At 65.7% G+C, this 20,000-nt stretch carries 19 protein-coding genes and 1 tRNA gene; 6 read left to right on the top strand and 14 right to left on the bottom strand.

From position 1 onward, the window contains the following. Positions 1-193 precede the first annotated feature (193 nt). Positions 194-535 carry a hypothetical protein gene (locus BR78_RS0113820; protein ID WP_025560852.1) on the bottom strand — a complete coding sequence of 114 codons (342 nt, stop codon included), beginning with the start codon at positions 533-535 and terminating at the stop codon, positions 194-196. Positions 536-831: 296 nt separating this feature from the next. Here BR78_RS0113820 and BR78_RS0113825 point away from each other — a divergent pair, with 296 nt between their 5' ends. Further along, the gene (locus BR78_RS0113825; protein WP_049811565.1) at positions 832-1,548 is read left to right on the top strand and encodes a hypothetical protein; all 717 of its coding nucleotides are present in this window, start codon (positions 832-834) and stop codon (positions 1,546-1,548) included. A 251-nt stretch (positions 1,549-1,799) separates the two neighbouring features. Here BR78_RS0113825 and BR78_RS0113830 read toward each other — a convergent pair whose 3' ends face one another. Together BR78_RS0113830 and BR78_RS0113835 are read right to left on the bottom strand one after the other, a co-directional pair. Further along, positions 1,800-2,510, bottom strand: a complete 711-nt coding sequence (locus tag BR78_RS0113830; protein ID WP_025560854.1) for a LytR/AlgR family response regulator transcription factor — start codon at positions 2,508-2,510, stop codon at positions 1,800-1,802. Further along, a complete protein-coding gene (locus BR78_RS0113835; RefSeq protein WP_025560855.1) occupies positions 2,507-4,192 on the bottom strand; it encodes a histidine kinase in 1,686 nt (561 codons plus the stop codon). Before BR78_RS0113835 ends, BR78_RS0113830 begins: the two co-directional genes overlap by 4 nt. Positions 4,193-4,389: 197 nt before the next feature. Between BR78_RS0113835 and BR78_RS0113840 the strand changes: the two genes are divergently transcribed. Continuing rightward, a complete protein-coding gene (locus BR78_RS0113840; RefSeq protein ID WP_025560856.1) occupies positions 4,390-5,892 on the top strand; it encodes an alpha/beta fold hydrolase in 1,503 nt (500 codons plus the stop codon). Positions 5,893-6,092: 200 nt separating this feature from the next. On the opposite strand, the gene BR78_RS0113845 is transcribed toward BR78_RS0113840, so the two are convergent. Continuing rightward, positions 6,093-7,010, bottom strand: a complete 918-nt coding sequence (locus BR78_RS0113845) for a LysR family transcriptional regulator (RefSeq protein WP_197021377.1) — start codon at positions 7,008-7,010, stop codon at positions 6,093-6,095. Positions 7,011-7,126: 116 nt separating this feature from the next. Between BR78_RS0113845 and BR78_RS0113850 the strand changes: the two genes are divergently transcribed. Then, positions 7,127-8,116, top strand: a complete 990-nt coding sequence (locus BR78_RS0113850; RefSeq protein WP_025560858.1) for a zinc-dependent alcohol dehydrogenase family protein — start codon at positions 7,127-7,129, stop codon at positions 8,114-8,116. A 214-nt stretch (positions 8,117-8,330) separates the two neighbouring features. Here BR78_RS0113850 and BR78_RS0113855 read toward each other — a convergent pair. From BR78_RS0113855 to BR78_RS21385, 7 genes are all read right to left on the bottom strand, one after another. Beyond that, positions 8,331-8,406 (bottom strand) — tRNA-Val (locus tag BR78_RS0113855). Positions 8,407-8,454: 48 nt separating this feature from the next. Further along, complete coding sequence (locus BR78_RS0113860) at positions 8,455-9,426, bottom strand: hypothetical protein (RefSeq protein WP_231478265.1); 972 nt, start codon at positions 9,424-9,426, stop codon at positions 8,455-8,457. A gap of 148 nt (positions 9,427-9,574) precedes the next feature. After that, positions 9,575-11,011 carry an NAD(P)(+) transhydrogenase (Re/Si-specific) subunit beta gene (locus tag BR78_RS0113865; protein WP_025560860.1) on the bottom strand — a complete coding sequence of 479 codons (1,437 nt, stop codon included), beginning with the start codon at positions 11,009-11,011 and terminating at the stop codon, positions 9,575-9,577. Between the two features lies 1 nt (position 11,012). After that, complete coding sequence (locus BR78_RS0113870) at positions 11,013-11,294, bottom strand: NAD(P) transhydrogenase subunit alpha (RefSeq protein WP_025560861.1); 282 nt, start codon at positions 11,292-11,294, stop codon at positions 11,013-11,015. Then, positions 11,294-11,668, bottom strand: a complete 375-nt coding sequence (locus BR78_RS0113875) for an endonuclease domain-containing protein (RefSeq protein ID WP_025560862.1) — start codon at positions 11,666-11,668, stop codon at positions 11,294-11,296. Before BR78_RS0113875 ends, BR78_RS0113870 begins: the two co-directional genes overlap by 1 nt. A gap of 149 nt (positions 11,669-11,817) precedes the next feature. After that, positions 11,818-12,939, bottom strand: coding sequence for a Re/Si-specific NAD(P)(+) transhydrogenase subunit alpha (locus BR78_RS0113880; RefSeq protein WP_029936777.1), 1,122 nt, complete (start codon positions 12,937-12,939; stop codon positions 11,818-11,820). A 1-nt stretch (position 12,940) separates the two neighbouring features. After that, positions 12,941-13,078: an aa3-type cytochrome c oxidase subunit IV gene (locus BR78_RS21385; protein WP_081855784.1), complete on the bottom strand. Its 138-nt coding sequence runs from the start codon at positions 13,076-13,078 to the stop codon at positions 12,941-12,943. A 160-nt stretch (positions 13,079-13,238) separates the two neighbouring features. On the opposite strand from BR78_RS21385, the gene BR78_RS0113890 reads away from it, so the two are divergent. Next, positions 13,239-14,666, top strand: coding sequence for a sigma-54-dependent transcriptional regulator (locus tag BR78_RS0113890; protein ID WP_029936778.1), 1,428 nt, complete (start codon positions 13,239-13,241; stop codon positions 14,664-14,666). On the opposite strand, the gene BR78_RS0113895 is transcribed toward BR78_RS0113890, so the two are convergent. Continuing rightward, positions 14,663-16,129 (bottom strand): glycosyltransferase family 39 protein, encoded by a 1,467-nt coding sequence (locus tag BR78_RS0113895; protein ID WP_029936779.1) that lies wholly within the window; start codon positions 16,127-16,129, stop codon positions 14,663-14,665. The genes BR78_RS0113890 and BR78_RS0113895 overlap by 4 nt on opposite strands. 106 nt (positions 16,130-16,235) lie before the next feature. Between BR78_RS0113895 and BR78_RS0113900 the strand changes: the two genes are divergently transcribed. Beyond that, positions 16,236-16,967: an SDR family NAD(P)-dependent oxidoreductase gene (locus tag BR78_RS0113900; RefSeq protein ID WP_029936780.1), complete on the top strand. Its 732-nt coding sequence runs from the start codon at positions 16,236-16,238 to the stop codon at positions 16,965-16,967. Between the two features lie 17 nt (positions 16,968-16,984). Beyond that, positions 16,985-17,416, top strand: coding sequence for a DUF1772 domain-containing protein (locus BR78_RS0113905; RefSeq protein WP_029936781.1), 432 nt, complete (start codon positions 16,985-16,987; stop codon positions 17,414-17,416). Between the two features lie 66 nt (positions 17,417-17,482). Here BR78_RS0113905 and folP read toward each other — a convergent pair whose 3' ends face one another. Both folP and BR78_RS0113915 read right to left on the bottom strand, forming a co-directional pair. Continuing rightward, a complete protein-coding gene (gene folP / locus BR78_RS0113910) occupies positions 17,483-18,568 on the bottom strand; it encodes a dihydropteroate synthase (RefSeq protein WP_029936782.1) in 1,086 nt (361 codons plus the stop codon). A 47-nt stretch (positions 18,569-18,615) separates the two neighbouring features. Further along, positions 18,616-19,743 carry a site-specific DNA-methyltransferase gene (locus BR78_RS0113915; RefSeq protein WP_029936783.1) on the bottom strand — a complete coding sequence of 376 codons (1,128 nt, stop codon included), beginning with the start codon at positions 19,741-19,743 and terminating at the stop codon, positions 18,616-18,618. Positions 19,744-20,000: the final 257 nt, after the last annotated feature.

Genomic DNA, 20,000 nt, shown 5'->3' on the forward strand with positions numbered 1-20,000 from the left:
ACTGCTAACCGCCGAAGCAGTTGCTCGCCTTCCCGGTCGACCGGAGAATTGTCGATGACGAGGGGGCGAACCCACCTGCTATCCGCAGCCGGATCGATTGAATTTTGGAAAGTCACGATGCCACCAGGCGCGGGAAGCGCTACGATTCTTGAAGAATTGGACCGGAGCCGAACGACCCCGGTCCGGAGGCAAGTTAGCAGCGAACCTTCGCCTTGGCACCGTAGCGGATGTCGTTGGGTCCGCTGAACGGATTGTAAATTGGCGTAATCGTGAACGGCCCAACCGGAATGCCGAAATCTTGCGCGCTGGCGGCGACATAGTTGGTCAGTCCTGCGCTATCCATTGTATTGGCGGCAGACTGATAGTCGACCAGCGCCTGATCACTGATCATGTCGGTCGGCGTAATTTCGTAGCTATCACCAATATAGGTCATATTGACATAGTCACCGACATCGCCGCCGCCCTCGATCGGCTCCGGTACTGAATACAGCCCACCAGAGATAGTCTGCAGGTCTTCTTCGGAAAGAACGCGCATGAAAGCCCTCCAAGGTTGCTCCGTCACGAGCCAGATGGTAACGCTGCACACGACACTTGTCGGATATGCCATACCCGTTTATCCGGTCAATGCAAAATGTCGTAAAGAAACAATTGTATCACGAATATATCACATAAAATCACAGCTTGATTGCGTTACTCGGATAAGCAGTGTAAAAATCGACGGAATTCGCCATTGTGGTGGTAATTTCATGTTACATGGCGCTCCCTTGTCGCGCGATCTAACCATCGATCACGCGAGCGAACCGCCGGACACCTCTAGATGGGAGGGGTAGCGTGTCAGCGTCGAAGGGTAAGATCGAGCTACTTGCCGTGGCAGTGTTCGTTTCAATAGCCACGATGCCGGCCAGTCTGGGAACGCCGGCGTCCCCCCGATCGATCGACGCAATCCTGGCCGAACGTCTTGCCGTTCTGAATGCGGAAAGGGGCGCGAGTTTGCCTTCGAGCGCGCGGCTTTCAGCGGACGACGACGTCGGTTTGCTCGACGTCTCCGGGCGCGACACGATTGCACTTCCGACCGCGGCAGTCGGAATGACTCGAAGTGTGCGCGAGCTTGATTTCCTGTTGCGCATCAAGATCATGGCGTTGCGCGCCGGGGAGGCGGCCGGCCCGAGCAGGCAAGGGCGTTTCCTCGCGGGCTTGGCCGGACTCTATGCAAGTGAGGCAGTAAGCAGTCGGGATCGGCTCGACCGGGATCGTCCGATCCCCTACATACCGCCCAGCGCACTGGACAATATTCCCGCGCCGGCCAGTGACGATCGGCTTGCGGAACTGCTTAGACTGTCACTCGTCAAGACGGGTTGCGAGGGGCAGGCAATCGATCTCTTGCATCGCATCTCTGCCATTTCGCCGATAGCGCGGCATAGGAAAATTACGCGCGATTCGCGAGAAGTGCTGCGGCTTCTTGGCGCGCTCGCCTATCATCCAGATACCCAATGCTCCACCGATCCGCTCGATTCGGACTATGTCCAGGCGGTAGCGAAAATCCGCTGAGGCGACGGGCTCCGGCCATTCATGTCGGTCGTGAAGAGAGCGCATCGCGCTGATGCGGCGCGGTTTATGCTTCACTCGAATGCCGGGCACAAAATCCCGGAACCGGATGGCAAAAGACGCGAATGCGGATCGCGCAGGACATCAGGAGACGTGACCGCGCCCCGCACGCGGGGAGCAATGCGGCCGCCGCTGCCGCCGCCAACGTCCATCCGCGCATGCTTCTCCTGTTTGCGATCTCTTGCCGGCCGGCATCACTGGCAGCCCCCGGGAGACGCTTGGCCCTCCAGTAAACGGCGCTCGACCATCTGGAGCCGACGTCGGCTGATGGGTGCGAACTGGCCACCTGCCATCCTGAGAGCGGCGCCCCCCTCCTGGCGGACGATCGCCGAAGCATGCGCGACATTGACGATGTGCGAGCGGTGGACGCGAATGAAATTCGGCGGGAGGCGTCGCTCGAGCAGGGTAAGGCCGCCGTCGTGGAGCAAGTGCCTGCCGTCGATGGTCACCAGCTCGGCATAATCATCGGCTCCCTGGATACGGACCAGATCATCGCAATCGACGATCTCGGCGCGGCCGATGCTCCGCACGACGAGCGATGGACGCCGCTGTCCGGCGTCCATCGCGGCGAGCCGGTCGAGTGCGCGGGCAAGTCTTGCCGGAACGATCGGCTTGGGCACGAAGTCCAGCACCGCATGGTCGAAGGCCTCGAGCGAGCGGTCGGCATGCGCCGACACGACCACGCAGGGTGTCCGTCCGGCCGCACGCATGACTTCGAACCCGTCGCTGCCGCCGAGGTTTAGATCGAGCAGGATGCCATCGAAAGCGACGGTTTCGAGTTGTTCGACGGCCGACGCGACATGATCGACGCAGCAGAATGAAGCGCGATTCCCCAGATAATCGCCAACCAGCCGAACCAGCCGGCGCATCGCGGATGCTTCATCCTCGACCAGCAGCAGTCTCATGAGAGGGCGCCGGTGACGATGGTGGTGCGCCAGATGCTGCCGCTCACGGCCCGGGCATCGACCGTGGCCTCCGCTCCGAACGCCGCCGCAATCTGGGCACCGATATAAGCGAGCCCCGTCCCCGTCCTGAGGGATCCGTCACCGCCGCGCAGGCTTGCGGGTGTCGTCAGTTCGAGCAAACCGAGCAGGGGCCCGGCGCGGACGATCTTCAACGAGAAGCTTGCGCCGTCGGCATATCGGCCATGCACCAGCGCATTCTCGACCAGTGTGAGAAGGATGCCGGGGGGAATCTGGAGGGTTGCGGTGTCTCCATCAACATCGAGCCCGAGCCTGGCATCGGTGCGAAACGCCATCAATCTCAGATGGGCGCGGCAAAGCCCGATCTCCTCGTCGAGCGCGATCAGCGGCTGCCCGGCGATCCTTGCGAGGGTGCGGAACTCGTCGCCGAGCAATTCTATCATTTCGACGCCGGCTTTCGGATCGCTTTCGACCCACTCAACCAGGCTGTTGAGCGTGTTGAGCAGGAAATGCGGCGCGATGCTCTGCCGCAGAAGCGCCGTCTCCAGACCCGCCGCGCGCATCGCCGCGCTCGCCGCCTCGCGCTGGGCCCTTCTGAGGACAAGGATCTGGTCGGCGAACAGAATGGCGGCCAGCCCCGCCAGCGTGAGATATTGCGCACCGTCGAGGAAATCCGGCTGGAGCGCCAGCAGGGTGATGAAGACCGCCAGCGCGGCCAGCAGAAGGCCGGCGCGCAGCCCCTTTCCGTCGCGCCGTCTGGCGGCGGTGGAGACGGCGGCGATTGCGCCCGATGCGCCAAGTGCGAGGACCAGCATCGATCGCGCATCCTCGGCGATCGGCAACAGCCACACGCTGATCATGGCAACCGCTCCTCCCGATACCCAGGCAGCCAGGGTATCGCGCCGATAATGCCATGCCGCATAGGCGAGCATCGACATGCCGACCCCGCTCGCGCAGATCATGATGATGAGCAGACGCGGCCCCTGCCAGGGATATGGAAGGGCCAGGACTCCGCGGGACACTTCGGCCGCCAATTGCGCCAGCGTCGCGGCCGACAAGGCAGCAAGAGCGAGCGAGCCCAAGTTGCGGCGGTCGGCGAACCACGCGCCGCCGAAGAAGATCGCGGCGATGGCGAAGATGCCGGCGGTCGCCAAGGCAGGAAGATAATAGCGCAGGAGAGGCGCTTGCGGCCCGGTATATTCCTCGACGTCGATCTGCACGACGGGATGTCCTACGCGCCAGGGCTGGTGCCAGGAGGAGAGGTGCGCGACCAGGACATTGTCGCCCGGTCGGAGGATAGTGGGCGCAAGCGGCCAGACTGCGTCGAACGTACCGGGTGTCTCGGCCGATGCGTCGGTGCCCGGCCTGCCGTTCGCCCCGAGGCGAGTGTCGTTCCACCAGACCTCGCTCGCCGCCATAGCGGCGATCCGTAGACCGAGCGGCCGATCGCTCCGCGGCAGCGGAATGATCGCCTTGATCCAGACCGGTCCGTCCTGGCTGTCGATCGCATCCACCGTCGTGCTGCGGCATGACGGTTCGGTGAATGCCGGCGGAGTCCCGGCGGGAACGGCGCACAGGACGACGTCGCGCACGTCGAGGAAATCGGCTGCCCGAACGGGCGGCGCGAGGAGGAATACCAGAAGGATCGCCGCGAGCCGGATCATGATCCGCCTTATAGAGCGAATTCCTCCATGGTCTTGCCGCCTGCCGACCTGATCCTGCCGTTCACCGATCGGACGCCAATATGACGGGCGCTATCGCTAGAAAGCGGGACTGTCCCGGCGATTGTTGCAGGGCGAGATCGGCCCCTTGGCCCCCCTTCGATCCGGCCAACACAGGATCAATGACTGGAAGGCGACGCATGCGCAACCTCACTCGATCGCTCACTCTCTGCCTCCTCGCGGCAAGTCCATTGGCCGCGTCGCCGTCGCCGGCGGCAGCCGCTGACGCGTCGACCGGGCTGGTCCTCACACCGGGAGTGGAAACCGCCTCCGACGGCAGGCCCGTCCATTACGAAATCGGCACGATACTCGTTCCGGAAAACCGCTCGAAACGCGAGAGTCGCCAGATCGGCGTTGGCGTCCTCCGCGTGAAGGCACGCGTGGCGACCAAGGCGCCGCCGATCTTCCTGCTCGTCGGCGGCCCTGGCCTCACCCTGCTCAACACGATCGGCGACAAGAGCGCGTCCGCACGGCACCGGCTGCGATATTGGCTGGACTATAGTGCCGGTGCCGACCTCGTCATCGTCGAGCAGCGCGGATTCACGATACGGGGCGATATGCTCGAGCTGCGCTATCCGGCGATGCCGCTGGATCGTCCGACCACGGTTGCGGACAATGTCGCAGTGACCCTGGCGCTGGCGAAAACCGCCAGCGCCAGGAACCCGGGGCACGATCTTGCCGGCTATACGATCGCCGAATGCGCCGACGATGTCGACGCGGTGCGTCAGGCGCTAGGCTATCCGCGCATCTCGCTACTCGGAGCGAGCTTCGGTTCGCAGTGGAGCTTCGCTGTGATGAAGCGCCATCCCGGAATCGTCGCGCGGGCGCTCATCTCGGCGGTCGAACCGCTCAATAATGGCTACGACATGCCCTCGCAGGTCTACGCCGCCATGCAGCGGATCGCGTTCGAAGCCGAGCAGGACAAGGCGCTGCAGCCTTACATTCCGGCCGGCGGATTGATGGCGGCCGCTCGCGCGGTACGCGACCGACTGGCGACCGGCCCGATCGTCGTGACGCTAGCGGGCGAGGCCGGCGGGCCCACTGCCGTTACGATCGGGCTCGGGGACTTCCAGCAATCGCTCGTCGACCATGCCGCCACCGCCGCCGGCTGGCCGGCCTTCGTCATCGATCTCTACCATGGACGCTATGATCGCTGGGCGCGGGAAGTGATCGACGGCCGCAAGGCTTTCGACACCAATCTGATCTCACCGCTGATCGATACGGCCACCGGCGTCGGCGCAAAGCGCGAGCGCCAGCTCCTGACCGACCCCGCGCTGGACATCATCGGACCGTGGAATTTCGCGACCTACCTCGCCTCTGCAGACACTTGGCCGACCGAGGACCTCGGCGACGCGTTCCGGCTGCCGACGAGGGACGATACCCCTATCCTGTTCGTCCAGGGAGATTGGGATACCAACACACCCATCGAAAATCTGTTCGGGATCCTGCCTTACTATCCCAACGCCCGCACGATCATCGTGCATCGCGGTCAGCACGCCGGTTCGCTGCAATTGCTCCGGGATCGGCCCGATCTGTGGAGCGCCGCCATGAAGTTCCTGAACGAAGGCGCCATGTCGGATCTGCCCGTCGAAGCCGAGCTGGCGCCAGTACGATTTGATCTGCCCGACCGCGCTCCTCTCTAGATCGAATAAGGTCGTGAGGATCGCAGCTTCATTGCGTGCACCTCGACATAACGCGGCCGGCGGATTGCCGTTTATCGCGACGAGCACATCAGCGAATGGCCGATTTCAGGATCGACGCTCGTGCCGCCGACGACGGCAATGCGGGCGCGAAGCATTAGAGGGAACATCATAAGAGATATGTGGGCGATGCGAGGAGATGCTTACCCGGCCGCATTCCCTTCACTCGCGGCGGACGATGGTGCGAGGCGGGCTGGGAGCTCCGCAGCCAGTATTTCGATCGCCAGTCGGACTCTGAGTGGCAGATGCCTCGCCTCTGGCCACACGGCGTGGTTCTCGAAAGCGAAGGAATGCCGGCCGCCAAGCACTTCGACGAGCGAACCGTTGTCCAGATAAGGCCTTGCCAACCACCATGGGATCCAGGCCAAGCCGGCTCCGCCCGCAGCCGCGTCGGCGACCGCGGCCAGATCATTGAGCCGCAAGCGGCTTGAAGGCGAGACCTCGACGGTCCGGCCGTCCTCCTCACGGAACAGCCAGGTGTGGCTCCATCCTGGCCGGGCGTACATCACGGCGTGATGCTCTGTCAGGTCTGCCAACGTCTGTGGGGCCCCCACCGCGTCCAGCAGATGGGGCGAGGCGCACACGACCATGGGGTGACTTCCCAGCCGCATCGTTTTCAGGCCTGTTTGGTCTTCGGGCTGCCCAGTGCGCACCGACAGGTCATAGGCTCCCGCGGCAATATCCACGATCCGATCGTCCATCGACATGTCGAGCTGAAGTGTGGGGTGCCGGCCCGCCAGCTCAATCAACAGCGGTGCCACGCATACCCTGCCGAGAAGTGCCGGCATCGTCACGCGCAGCGTGCCGTGAGGCGTGTTGAGATGGTCGGATGCGAGCGCGTCGGCGGCCTCGACTTCTTGAAGGATCGTCCGGCATCGGTCGTAATAGGCACGCCCGAACTCCGTCAAAGTTTGTCTGCGAGTCGTCCTGTTGAGGAGCCGCACGCCGAGCCGCGTCTCCAGATACTGAACGTGCTTGCCCACCATCGTCGGCGATAGCCCGCTTGCCTCCGCAGCAGCGGCGAAGGACCCCAGGTCCACGGCCTTGACGAAGGTCGCCATGCTCGAGAGTCGATCCATTCCATACTCCGGTTACCGATTGCCTCGCTCTCTACGCCATTTATCCATGGCCACATCCTGTCCAGGCACGATTACGTCATTTTCTGAAGGAGTGCCGCATGGCCAGGATTGTTCGCTTCTATCGCCTTGGCGGTCCCGAGGTCCTTGAGATCGAGGAGAATCCGGTCACGGAGCCGCAGGAAGGCGAGGTGCGGATAGATGTTCGCGCGCTCGGTCTGAACCGCGCCGAATCCTTGTTCCGCAGCGGCATCTACATCGAACGGCCCGAGCTTCCCTCTGGGTCCGGACTAGAGGCGGCAGGCATTGTCGAAAGTGTCGGGCCTCGCGTCACCGGGCTGTCGGTCGGGGATCACGTCGCGCTCATCCCACCAATCTCGATGCGGCAGCGACCCGTCCATTCGGAATTGGTCAACTTCCCGGCTGAGTTCGTCGTCCCGATGCCGGCCGGCCAGTCTTTCGACGAAGCGGCGGCGACGTGGATGGCGTATCTGACCGCGTACGGAGCCCTGATTGGGCCGGGGGAGCTCGATGCCGGCGACCACGTGGTCATCACAGCCGCATCGAGCAGCGTAGGACTGGCGGCGATCCAGATCGTGAACGCGGTGGGCGGCCTCTCGATTGCGGTGACCAGGTCGGACAGCAAGCGGACCGCGCTGCTCGAAGCGGGCGCCGCACATGTCGTGACCAGCGATAGAGACGGCGTGGCCGTCGCAATCCGCGACATCTCGGGCGATGGAGGTCCCCGAGTGATCCTCGACGCCGTGGGAGGACGGCTGCTCCCCGAGTTGGTCGCCGCGGTGGCAGCCGGTGGCATTATCGTCAGCTATGGTGCCCAGGACGCCCGCACAAGTGACTTGCCGCCGGCAGCATTGCTGGCGAAGAGTCTGACGATACGCGGATATCTGGTTCACGAGCTTGTCCGGGACCCCGCGAAGCTAATGGCCGCCAAGGCGTTCATCCTGGATAATCTGACCTCCGGCGTTTTCCGTCCCATCATCTCCCGCACATTTGCCCTGGAGGAGATTCGCGGGGCCTATGCGTATCTCGAGGCCGGCGAGCAGATCGGCAAGGTGGTGGTCACTGTCTAGACGTTCTCGGCATTTGGTCGCCGGGCCACTTCACCTGCCAAGCCTTATCCCAACTGCGTGTCGGTTGCCGCCTGGATGAAGGAACATCTGCTTTTGGACGGTGGGGCGATCGTGCCGCATGACCGAATGTGGGGGCACGAAGCAGCCGAAAGCGGAGGCATTCTTATTTCGGATATGAGGCGGTTTTAACCGGGCACGACAAAGATCGTCGATATGGTGGGCGGTGACGGGCTCGAACCGCCGACCCTCTCGGTGTAAACGAGATGCTCTACCAACTGAGCTAACCGCCCTTGCGCCCCGCCGATGCCAAAAGCGGCGCGCGGGGGCAAGGCCCGGTTTCACACCAGGTGCAATCCCGCCCGTTTCACTGCGCCGGCATAGCTCCGCATGCCCTCGAGTCCCTTGCTGCTGAGTCCGATATAGGCACGCCGCCTGTCGCTCGGATCGGCCTGCCGCTCGAACAGCCCCGCATCGTGCAGCGTCCCGATCCAGCGCAGCGCCGTGGTGGGCGGTACCGCCGCGGCGATGCACAGGCTCGAGACCGAGACCTGACGCCGCTCGAGCTCGGCGGCGAACAGGTCGAGCAGCATGTCCCAGGCGGGATCCGCGAACAGCTCGTCGGCGAAGAATTGCGCGCGCAGCCGCCGTGCGCGGATCACTGCCCGAATCTCGGCCGACGCAACTTCCACTGCGGGTCCCGCGTCCGGCCCGCGATAGCCGGTCCCACGATCGCGCACGCCGCCGCGCGGCTCGGCATCGTCGCCGCGAGTCAGCCGGGCGAGCGTCTCCGCGATTCGCGCGACTTCCTCGCTCAGCCGCCGTAGCCGCGCCGATTCGGCCTCGCGATTGACGTCGTCCATCACGCCACGCGCGCGCCATTTCGCAGTCGAGATGGCGCTCACCCGGTCCGCCTCGCCGGGATTGCAGAGCAATTGCGCCCGCGGCCCCATCAATTGCGCCGCCGCCGCGTCGATCTGCTCGGGCAGCACCGTCGCCACGACCCCGAGCGAGCGTTCGCGCGCCAACGTGTCCGCCCGCACCAGCACCACATCCAGCAATGCGTCGGGTGCCGCCGCCGCCTCGATCAGGATGAGGTCCAGCCCGTCATAGTTGCTGAGATCGGCCGAGGCCTCCGCGAAGCTTATCGGCTTTCGCGCGATGCATCCGGCCAATTCGAGCGCGACGATGGCCTCGCTGGCCGCCTTCGCGTCGTCCGCCACGATCAGCGCAATCGGCGCATTGCTGGCATAGCCCTCGCCCGGGCCCTCGTGGAGCATGGTCAATCTCGCCATCGCCTGCCTCAGGTTCATCTTCTGTTCCGGAGATGCCGCATGGCTCCGAAACGGGTGAGTCCGATTTCCTCCGTTTCGGAGGTTATAAGGCGATCCGCACGGCGGGTGGGCCTTCAATCCTCCGTTCCGGATCGAGTGGTTGCCCCGATCCGGACCCGAGGTCGTGTCAATCCAATGACTTCACGATCTCTTCGACCATCTTCTTCGCATCGGCCAGGAGCATCATGGTGTTGTCGCGATAGAATAGCTCATTGTCCACGCCCGCATAGCCCACGCCCCCCATCGAGCGCTTGATGAACAGCACGGTTTTGGCCTTTTCGACGTCGAGCACCGGCATGCCATAGATCGGCGAGCTCTTGTCGGTCTTGGCCGCGGGATTGGTCACGTCGTTGGCGCCGATCACGAACGCCACGTCGGTCTGGGCGAACTCGCTGTTGATGTCCTCGAGCTCGAACACTTCGTCATAGGGCACGTTCGCCTCGGCGAGCAGCACGTTCATGTGCCCGGGCATGCGCCCCGCGACCGGGTGGATCGCATATTTGACGCGGACGCCATGCTCCTTGAGCTTGTCGCCCATCTCGCGCAGCGCGTGCTGCGCCTGCGCCACCGCCATGCCGTAGCCCGGGACGATGATGACCTGCTCGGCCTGCTGCATCAGGAACGCCGCATCCTCGGCCGAACCGCGCTTCCACGGCCGATCGGTCGCGGCCGCCGCCGCGCCGCCGCCGCTGTCGCCGCCGAAGCCGCCCGCGATCACGCTGATGAAGCTGCGGTTCATCGCGCGGCACATGATGTAGCTCAGGATCGCGCCCGAGCTGCCGACCAATGCGCCGGTGATGATCATCGCGGTGTTGTGGAGCGTGAACCCCATCGCCGCCGCCGCCCAGCCCGAATAGGAGTTCAGCATCGACACCACGACGGGCATGTCGGCGCCGCCGATCGGGATGATCAGCAGGAAGCCGATCAGGAAGCTCAGCGCCGTGACGGTCCAGAAGACCCAGGGGCTCTGGTCGGTCACGAAATAGGCGATCAGGCCCAGGATCGCTGCGATCAGCCCGAGATTGATGACGTGGCGGCCGGGCAGCATGATCGGCTTGCCGCTCATATTGCCGTTGAGCTTCAGGAACGCGATCACCGATCCCGAGAAGGTGATCGCACCGATCGCGACGCCGAGACCCATTTCGATCCGGCTGACCTGGCGGATGCTGGCGAAAGGCTCGCCGATCAACGGAATGACGATATCGGCAATCCCGAAGGCCTGCGGATTGAGGAAGGCCGCCGCGGCGACGAGCACCGCCGCCATGCCGACCAGGCTGTGGAACGCCGCGACGAGCTGCGGCATCGCGGTCATCGCGATGCGGCGAGCAGTCACCCAGCCGATCGCTCCGCCGATCAGGATCGCCGCGCCCAATTCGATCGGGCTGGCGATCTCATGCGTGACCAAAGTGGTGATCACGGCGATCGCCATGCCGATCATGCCGAGCCGATTGCCGCGGCGGCTGGTGGCGGGGCTCGAAAGCCCGCGCAGTGCGAGGATGAAGCAGATGCCCGCCACCATATAGGCGAGCGCGACCCAGGGGTTTACGGGAGCGGCCTCGTGCAACTCAGCGCTCCTTCTTCTTGTACATTGCGAGCATGCGTTCGGTGACGGCGAATCCGCCGAAGATGTTGACGCTGGCGAATGCGACCGCGACCAGCCCCAGCCATTTGGCGATCTCGGCCCCCGCCGCCATCGATGCGATCAGCGCGCCGACGATGATCACCGAGGAAATGGCATTGGTCACTGCCATCAGCGGCGTGTGCAGCGCCGGCGTGACCGACCAGACGACGTAATAGCCGACGAAACACGCCAGCACGAAGATCGACAGGATCGAGATGAAGTCCATTATTGCGTTCCTTGATCGGCAAGCCGTTGCTCGGCCCGCGCGACGATTCCACGAACAACCGAGTCCCGATCGCGCAGCACTTCGCGCGCAGGAATGCGCATCACGTCCAATCCTCGCGCGTCGAACCAGCCATCGCGCACTCGGTCGCGCGCTGGGCGGTCACCGAAACCATGGTTCTCGCCATCCACCTCGATGATCAGTCGCGCTTCGTGACAATAGAAGTCTGCGACATAAGGCCCGGCACCGTGTTGGCTGCGAAACTTGAAACCGCTGGGCCTTTCCTTGAGTGCTGCCCAGAGCAGCACTTCAGGCAGGGAAAGCTGCTTGCGCAACGCCTTGGCGCGACGGTTGCTCTCAGGCGACCCTTGCAGCATCGCTCAAATCCTCCCCTGAAAGGGGAGGGGGACCACGCCGCAGGCGTGGTGGAGGGGTGTCCCGGTCGAAAGAGCAGTACTCCAGCGCAAAGGGTGACACCCCTCCGTCGCGCTGGCGCGCGCCACCTCCCCTTTCAGGGGAGGATTGTTCATGCGAGCAACCTCTCGTGCACCACCTTGCCGCCCTGCGTCAGGCGGATCGCATTGCCGATTTCCTCGTCGAGCACGGGCTTGCCGGCTTCCTTGTCCCAGAAGGCACTCAGGAAGTTGAACAAATTGCGCGAGAACAGCGCCGAGCTGTCCGCGGCCAGCCGGCTCGCGACATTCTTGTGCCCGACGATCTTGACGCCGTGGACCGTCACCACTTCGCCCGCGACCGCGCCCTCGACATTGCCGCCAGCCTCGACGGCGAGATCGACGATCACGCTGCCCGGCTTCATGCTCGCGATCTGCGCGTCGCTGATCAGCCGCGGCGCAGGACGCCCGGGGATCAGCGCCGTGGTGATGACGATGTCCTGTTTCGCGATATGCGAGGACACGAGCTCCGCCTGCGCCGCTTTGTATTCGTCGGACATCTCGGTGGCGTAGCCGCCGGTGCCTTCGCCCTCGATGCCCTTCACATTCTCGACGAAGATGGGCTTGGCGCCGAGCGACTGGATCTGCTCCTTCGTCGCCGCACGCACGTCGGTCGCCGAAACCTGCGCGCCGAGCCGTCGCGCAGTGGCGATCGCCTGCAGTCCCGCCACGCCGACGCCCATCACGAAGACCTTGGCGGCGCTCACCGTGCCCGCCGCGGTCATCATCATCGGAAAGGCGCGGCCATATTCGGAGGCCGCGTCGAGCACTGCCTTGTAGCCGGCGAGATTCGACTGCGAGGACAATATGTCCATCGACTGCGCACGCGTGATCCGCGGCATGAACTCCATCGCCAGCGCCTCGGCGCCCAGCGCGGCATAACGATCCACTCGCGCGCGCTCGCCGAACGGGTTCAGCCCGGCGACGATCCACGTCCCCTGCTTCAAACCAGGAAGTGCATCCGGATCGGGCCCCTGCACGCCCAGCACGATATCGGCATCGGCCAGCACGTCGCTGCGTGCCCCGATGGTCGCGCCCGCATCGGCATAGCCCTGATCGGCGATCGACGCGGTCTCGCCCGCGCCCGCCTCGACTGCGACGGTGGCGCCCAGACCGACGAACTTCTTGACGGTCTCGGGAGTCGCGGAGACGCGCCGCTCGCCGGCGGCGGCCTCCTTGAGCACCGCGATCTTCACCTCAGCTGGCGATCATGAAGACGACGAAGGCGCCCACCGCGAACGACGCGATCGTGCCCCAGAGCATGAGCTTGGTGAAGCCGCTATAGGTCTCGGCGTGCACCTGAACTTCGGTGCTGTTGTCGCCCGTGTCGGCCATGCGTCCTCATCCCCTATGCGCAAATTTTGCCGGACCTTAACCGCCGCACCGCATCCCCTCAACCCCGCCGCGGCAAACATCGGTTGCGCGCAGGCTTAAGCCGGCCTTTACCGGTTGCGGTCTATGCAATGCCCTGAAACGGGACATTAGGGACAGACGGATGACGCGCAACGGACAGCGCCTCCTGATGCTGATAGACGACGAACCGGCACAGCGCCGCCTCGTCGCGGCAATCGCTGCGCGCCGCGCCTGGCGCACCATCTTCGCGGGCGAATCCGAGACCGCGATCGCGATGCTCGGCACCCCCGACGGCATGGCGCTCGACGCGATCATCCTCGATCACGCCTCGTCCGACGCCGATGCCGCTGCCTTGATCGGCGAGCTGCGCGAACGCCGTCCGCAATTGCCGATCCTCGTGCTCACCGCCAACAGCTCGGCCGCCGCCGCGGTCAGCGCGATGCGCGCAGGCGCCACCGATTTCCTCGTCAAGCCGATCGCTTCGGACCGGCTGCTCGCCGCGCTCGAGGCGGCGATCGGCGGTTTGACTGCAGGCGAGCTGCGTCCCCTCACCGAAAAGCTCTCGGTCAGCCTCGCCTTCGACGAGATCGTCGGCAGCGCCCCCCAGTTCCGCGCCGCGCTCGCCATCGCCGCCAAGGCCGCCCGCGCGCGCGTACCGGTGCTGATCGAAGGCGAAAGCGGCGTCGGCAAGGAAGTGGTGGCCGAGGCGATCCACGCGGCTTCCCCGCGCAACAAGAAGCCGGCGATCGCAGTCAATTGCGGCGCGATCCCCGCCAATCTCGTCGAATCGGAACTGTTCGGGCACGAGAAGGGCGCGTTTACCGGTGCGTTCGAGCGCAAGATCGGCCGTTTCCAGGACGCCGATGGCGGCACCTTGTTCCTCGACGAAGTCGGCGAGATGCCGCTCGACGCACAGGTAAAGTTGCTGCGCGTGCTCCAGTCGGGCGAGATCCAGCCGCTCGGCGCGCGTCATCCCCGCGAAGTCGACGTCCGTGTCATCGCCGCGACCAACAAGAGCCTGCTCGCCGAAGTCGAGGCGGGGCGTTTCCGCGAGGACCTCTATTATCGCCTCAACGTCGTGCAGGTGACGATCCCGCCCTTGCGCGAACGCGCTGGCGACATCCCCGCGCTCGCCCGCCATCTGCTCGCGCGGATCGCCGAGCAGCCCGGGCTCCGGCCGCTGGGCATCACCGACGACGCGCTGACTCTGCTCGGCAGCTATGACTGGCCGGGCAATGTCCGCCAGCTCCAGAACGCACTCTTCCGCGCCGCCGTCCTCTGCGACGGCGATGGCCTCGCCCGCGCCGACTTCCCGCAGATCGCCCAGCTCGCGGCTGGCCGCCCCGCAGGCAGCGGGCCGGTGCCGCAGGGATCGGGCAATGCCGGAGTCACCTTGTTCCGTCCCGACGGCAATCTGCGTGCGCTCGACGAGATCGAGGCCGACGTCATCCGCCTCGCCATCGGCCATTATCGCGGCCGCATGACCGAAGTCGCCCGCCGTCTCGGCATCGGCCGCTCGACGCTCTACCGCAAGCTTGGCGAGCTCGGGATCGATCAGAGCGCCGCCTAGGGCTTTGCCGGCGTCACCCGCCATAGACTGAGGTGCGGCTGGCGATCGCGCGTCGCGGCCGGCAGCGGCTGCTCGATACCGGCCTGCGCGAGCAGTTTCCCGGGATCGTAATCGCCGCGCCGAAGCGTGAACACCGCGCGTTGCCGCGTCAACAGAACCCGTGCGGCCGCAGCGTCGACTCGCGGTGCGGTGACGAGGCCTTCGGCCCAGCGATCCAGCGCACCGGCGGGCCGCGCCGCGATCACCAGCCGGAGACCGCTTCCCGCCATATAATGCCGGGTCGCCACGCCCATCGCGTCGCCCTGCACCAGCACCACGGCATGCGGATTCACGCGTTCGATCGCCGCGATCGCCTGTGGCCATGCCTCGCTCTCGCGGGTGGGGAGCCAGCGCAACAGCGCGCCCGCCTCCAGCGCGAGCAACAGGCCGAGCAGGACCAGCCGGACGCGCGGCGCGGGCACCCGCGCCAGTGCCAGCGCGACCAGCACGGCCATCGGGCCCGCGGCCCAGAACAAGGTACGCGGCAGGAATATCGGCACCGCCTGGCTCAGCGCCCAGAGCAAAAGCGGCGCCCCGACCGCCAACACCGCGAGCAATATCACGGCTGGCCGGCGATCGCTCGCGGCGAACCACGCAAAACCGACCAGCCAGGCAAGCGTCAGTAGAGGCAGGAACAGCACGCTCTGGCCGGCTAGATAGAGCGGGAGATAGGTCACGCCGGTCATGCCGAGCGCCTCGCCGGGATCGGGTCGGTCGATCCATCCGAACGCCGAGCCAGCCGCCTCGGCCTGGCCCAGGCTGATCCACGCCCACCAGCTCCACAACAACGCGACCGCGGCATTGGCCGCCAGCCACAGCGCCAATGCACGCCGGTCGCGCCGCAGCAGCCAGAGCATCGCGAGATTGGCCAAAGCGACGAAAACGATCATCGTCGTATGGGCGTAGAGCGCCACGAGTGCGGCGAGTGCATAGCCGAGAAGCGGCAGCACCCGCGGCCGTTCGAGATACGCGGTCATCGCGACGCATCCGAACAATGCCGCGCTGTGCGTGAGGATATAGCCGCGCACCTCTTGCGAGAAATCGAGATGTGCCGCCGAGACGGCGAGGAGCGCCGCCGCGATCAGCCCCGCCCCTGTGCCGCCGATGCGCCGCGCCAGCCACCACGCGGCGCCGATGCCCGCCGTGCCGATCGCCACCGAGAGCGTCTGCACGGCAAGATCGCTCGCGCCGAACAGCGCCATCCAGCCCTTGAGCAGTGTGTAATAAAGCGGCGGATTGGCCTCGCGCGCCATCCACCCGCTCCACAGCAATCCGAGCGGCTGATCGGCCAGACGTATCGCGGCGATCTCGTCGAACCACAGCGAATAGCCCGCGGTGGCGATGCGCAGTGCGGCGGCGAGAAGCAGGATGGGCAGGACGAGCAGATCGCCGCGATTCCACTCGATCTTCGCAGCGTTCCGCATCACGACTGCTCTCCCATCCGACGCTGCTGTCGCGACGTGCGCGGGCAGCGTCAAGCGGTTCCGCCCGCCGATGGCCGGCGCGCCCGCCTTGTTCTAGACCGGCACCATGTCCAGCTTTTCCGGCAAGTCCATCCTCGTCACCGGCGCCGCGTCCGGCATCGGCCTCGCAGTCGCCCGCCATTGTGCCGATCGCGGCGCCGCGCGGCTGATCCTCGTCGACCGCGATCCGATTCCCGCCGACTTCGCGCACGAGGCGGTGGCCGGCGACGTGCGGGATGAAACCCTGTGGGACGGGCTCGATCTGGCGGGCCTCGACCATGCGGTGGTCAATGCCGGTGTCGCCGGCGCGGGGACGATCGCCGATCTGAGCCTCGAGGCGTGGCGGCACATCCTCTCGGTCAATCTCGACGGTGCCTTCCTGACTCTGCGCGCCGCGATGCGCGCGATGCGCGGGCGCGGCGGATCGATCGTGCTCACGGCCTCCGCCGCCGGCGTGAAGGCCGAGCCCGGCGTCGCCGCTTATGGCGCGTCCAAGGCGGCGCTGATCCACCTCGCCAAGGTCGCCGCGAAGGAAGGCGCGCCGCACGGCATCCGAATCAACGCCATCGCTCCCGCTGGCGTCGAGACGCCGGTATGGGATGCGATCCCGATGTTCGCCGAACGGGCCGCCCAGGTCGGCCGCGAGGCCGCCTTTGCCGAGATGGCGGCGATCGCCACGCCGCTCGGCCGCTACGCCAAGCCCGAGGAGATCGCCGGGCAGATCGGCTTCCTGCTTTCGGATCAAAGCGCGCTGATCACCGGCGCGACGCTGGTCAGCGACGGCGGCTATACGCTATAGCAGGATCGGGAGGCTCCATGCTCGCACTCGCCGCTCTGATCTGTGCAGCCTTGTTCGCGGGCGCCGCGCTCTACGTCTCCTTCGCCGAGCATCCCGCGCGGATGAAGCTCGACGACCGGGCCGCACTGACCCAATGGAAACCTTCCTATGACCGCGCCGCCATCCTGCAGGCGAGCCTCGCGATCCTGGGCGGCGTGCTCGGCGCGGCCGCCTGGTACCGCTGGCAGGGCAATTGGTTCTGGCTCGCCGGCGGCTTCGTCCTGTTCCTCAACGTGCCTTATACGTTGCTCGTCGTCTGGAGCACCAACGGCAAGCTCAAGGCGACCGAACTCGACCAGGCCGGGCCCGAGACCCGCGCGCTGCTGGTCAAATGGGGCAATCTCCACTTCGTCCGCACCCTGCTCGGCCTTCTCGCCGCCGCGCTGATCGCCCGCGGTCTCCTGCCCTAGGTTGAGGATTCATCTTTGATCCGTTCGCCGGGGAACACAAGTGTTTCAATGGAGCCGGATCAATCTCTAGCGCGCCAGCAGCGCGGCGTCGCGCATGCCGCGCCATATGCGCAGCGCCTGCGCGGTCTCGAACACGTCGTGGACGCGGATCAGCTGGGCGCCCAGCTCGGCGCCCTTGATCGCCACCGCCAGCGAACCGCCGAGCCGCGCCTCGGCAGGCGCCTCGTTCGAAAGCGCGCCGATCATCCGCTTGCGGCTGGCGCCGAGCACCACGCCGCAGCCGATCCCGTGGAACAAGGCGAGGCCGTTCAGCAGCGCGAGATTGTCCTGGAGCGACTTGCCGAAGCCGATGCCCGGATCGATCAGCACGCGTTCGCGATCGATTCCCCTGGCCACGACTTCGTCGACCCGGCGATCGAGCCAGTCATAGACGTGGAGTAGCACGTCGCCGTAATTGCCGCCTTCATGCCCGGTTTTGGCCGGGTCGGGCGAGTGCATCAGCACCACCGGGCAGCCCGCCTTCGCCACCACTTCGAGCGCGCGTTCGTCATAGAGCAAGGCCGACACGTCGTTGACCAGATGCGCGCCCGCACCGAGCGCCGCCTCCATCACCGCCGCCTTGCGTGTATCGATCGACACCGCGGCGCCGCTGCGCGCCAGCCGCTCGATGACGGGGACGGTCCGCTCGATCTCGTCGCCTTCCCACACCGTCGCCGCGCCCGGCCGAGTCGATTCGCCGCCGACATCGACGATCGCGGCACCGGCAACGCTCAGGTCGACACCGGCCTTCGCCGCCGCGGCGGGGTCGCCGACATGCTTGCCGCCGTCGGAAAAACTGTCCGGCGTGACGTTGAGGATGCCCATCACCTGCGGCTGATCGAGCCGCACCACCCGCTCGCCCAGCTTGAGCGGCACGCGCGGCGCCGAGATGCGCGCGGCGAGCGCCTGCAGACGTTCGTCGGCCGAAAGATCGGTAACCGCGATCGTGCGCTGGAGGATGCGTTTCCCGCCCTCGACCGCGATCAGCTCATATGCCGCGAACCAGCACAGCCCGCCGGCCAATCGCGCGATTTGCCCGTCGTCATGCCCGACCGGCGTGTCGACGAACTGGACGGGACGCAGGTAGAGCCGGGCGTTGAGGGGAAGGTCCATCAGGTGACCCTAGCAAGCCCCTTCCCTTCAGGGGAGGGTGGGAGCAGTTACGGCTGGGTCGCCAAAAGATACGTCTGGCGCAGCGCGTCGATCGGCTTGAGCGTGCCTTCGTCCTCGTAATGCCACCAGGTCCAGCCGTTGCACGACGGTGCGTTCTGCAGCGTCGCGCCGAGCTTGTGGATCGATCCGGCCGCATCGCCGCACTTGAGCGAGCCATCGGCCCCGACCACGGCGCGATGCCGCCGTTTCGAATCGGTGAGCACCGTGCCGGGCGTCAGATAGCCGTTCTCGACCAGCTGGCCGAAGGCCACGCGCGGCGCGGCCTTGGGCGCCTGCATCGTCGTCAGCGCCGATTCGTCGAGCGGCAGCGCCGCGTCGATGCGCGCCTGTGCCGCCTCGACATAGACGCCCTCGCGATCGATCCCGATCCAGCGCCGGCCAAGCCTCTTGGCGACCGCGCCGGTGGTGCCGGTGCCGAAGAAGGGATCGAGGACCACGTCGCCCTTCTTCGTCGTCGCCAGCAGGATGCGGTAGAGCAGGGCCTCGGGCTTCTGCGTCGGATGGACCTTGTAGCCGTCCTTCTTGAGCCGCTCCTGCCCGCCGCAGATCGGGAATTCCCAGTCGCTGCGCATCTGCAGCTCGTCGTTGAGCGTCTTCATGCTGCGATAGTTGAAGGTGTAGCGCGCCTTCTCGCCCTTCGACGCCCAGATCAGCGTCTCGTGCGCGTTGGTGAAGCGCGTGCCCTTGAAATTGGGCATCGGATTGGCCTTGCGCCAGATGATGTCGTTGAGGATCCAGAAGCCGAGATCCTGGATCGCCGAGCCCACCTTGAAGATGTTGTGATAGCTCCCGATCACCCAGATCGAGCCGTCGTCCTTCAGGATGCGCCGCGCCTCGGCCAGCCATTCGCGCGTGAACTTGTCATAGGCGGCGAGGCTGTCGAACTTGTCCCATTCGTCGGTGACGGCGTCGACATGGCTGCCGTCGGGGCGATTGAGGTCGCCGCCCAGCTGGAGGTTGTAGGGCGGATCGGCGAAAATCAGGTCGATCGACTTGGCCGGCAGCGCGCGCATCGCCGCGATGCAATCGCCGCGCAGGATGGTGTCGAGCGGCAGTACCGGCACCGGCGCGCTCGCCGTGCGGTCCCGCGCACTCACCTTTTCCAATACCCCCATCTGCGTCTCACTCCCTTGCCCGAACCCCCGTATTCGGGGCACGCGGAGTCCGTCGTCAAGCAAACATTGGTTAACGAAAATGGCTGCTAAAGCGTTAACGCTGCAGAACATTCGGGCATCGGGGCAGATGTTGAGTCAAGAAGTTATCCACAGGCGCAAGCGCTGGTGGTGTGGCACGAAAGACTCAGTTTCGAGGCGGGCTTAAAATCCTCCCTCGCGCAGCGGGGGAGGTGGCGCCGAAGGCGACGGAGGGGGCT

The organism is Sphingomonas sp. UNC305MFCol5.2 (assembly GCF_000712135.1).
Taxonomy (GTDB): Bacteria; Pseudomonadota; Alphaproteobacteria; order Sphingomonadales; family Sphingomonadaceae; genus Sphingomonas.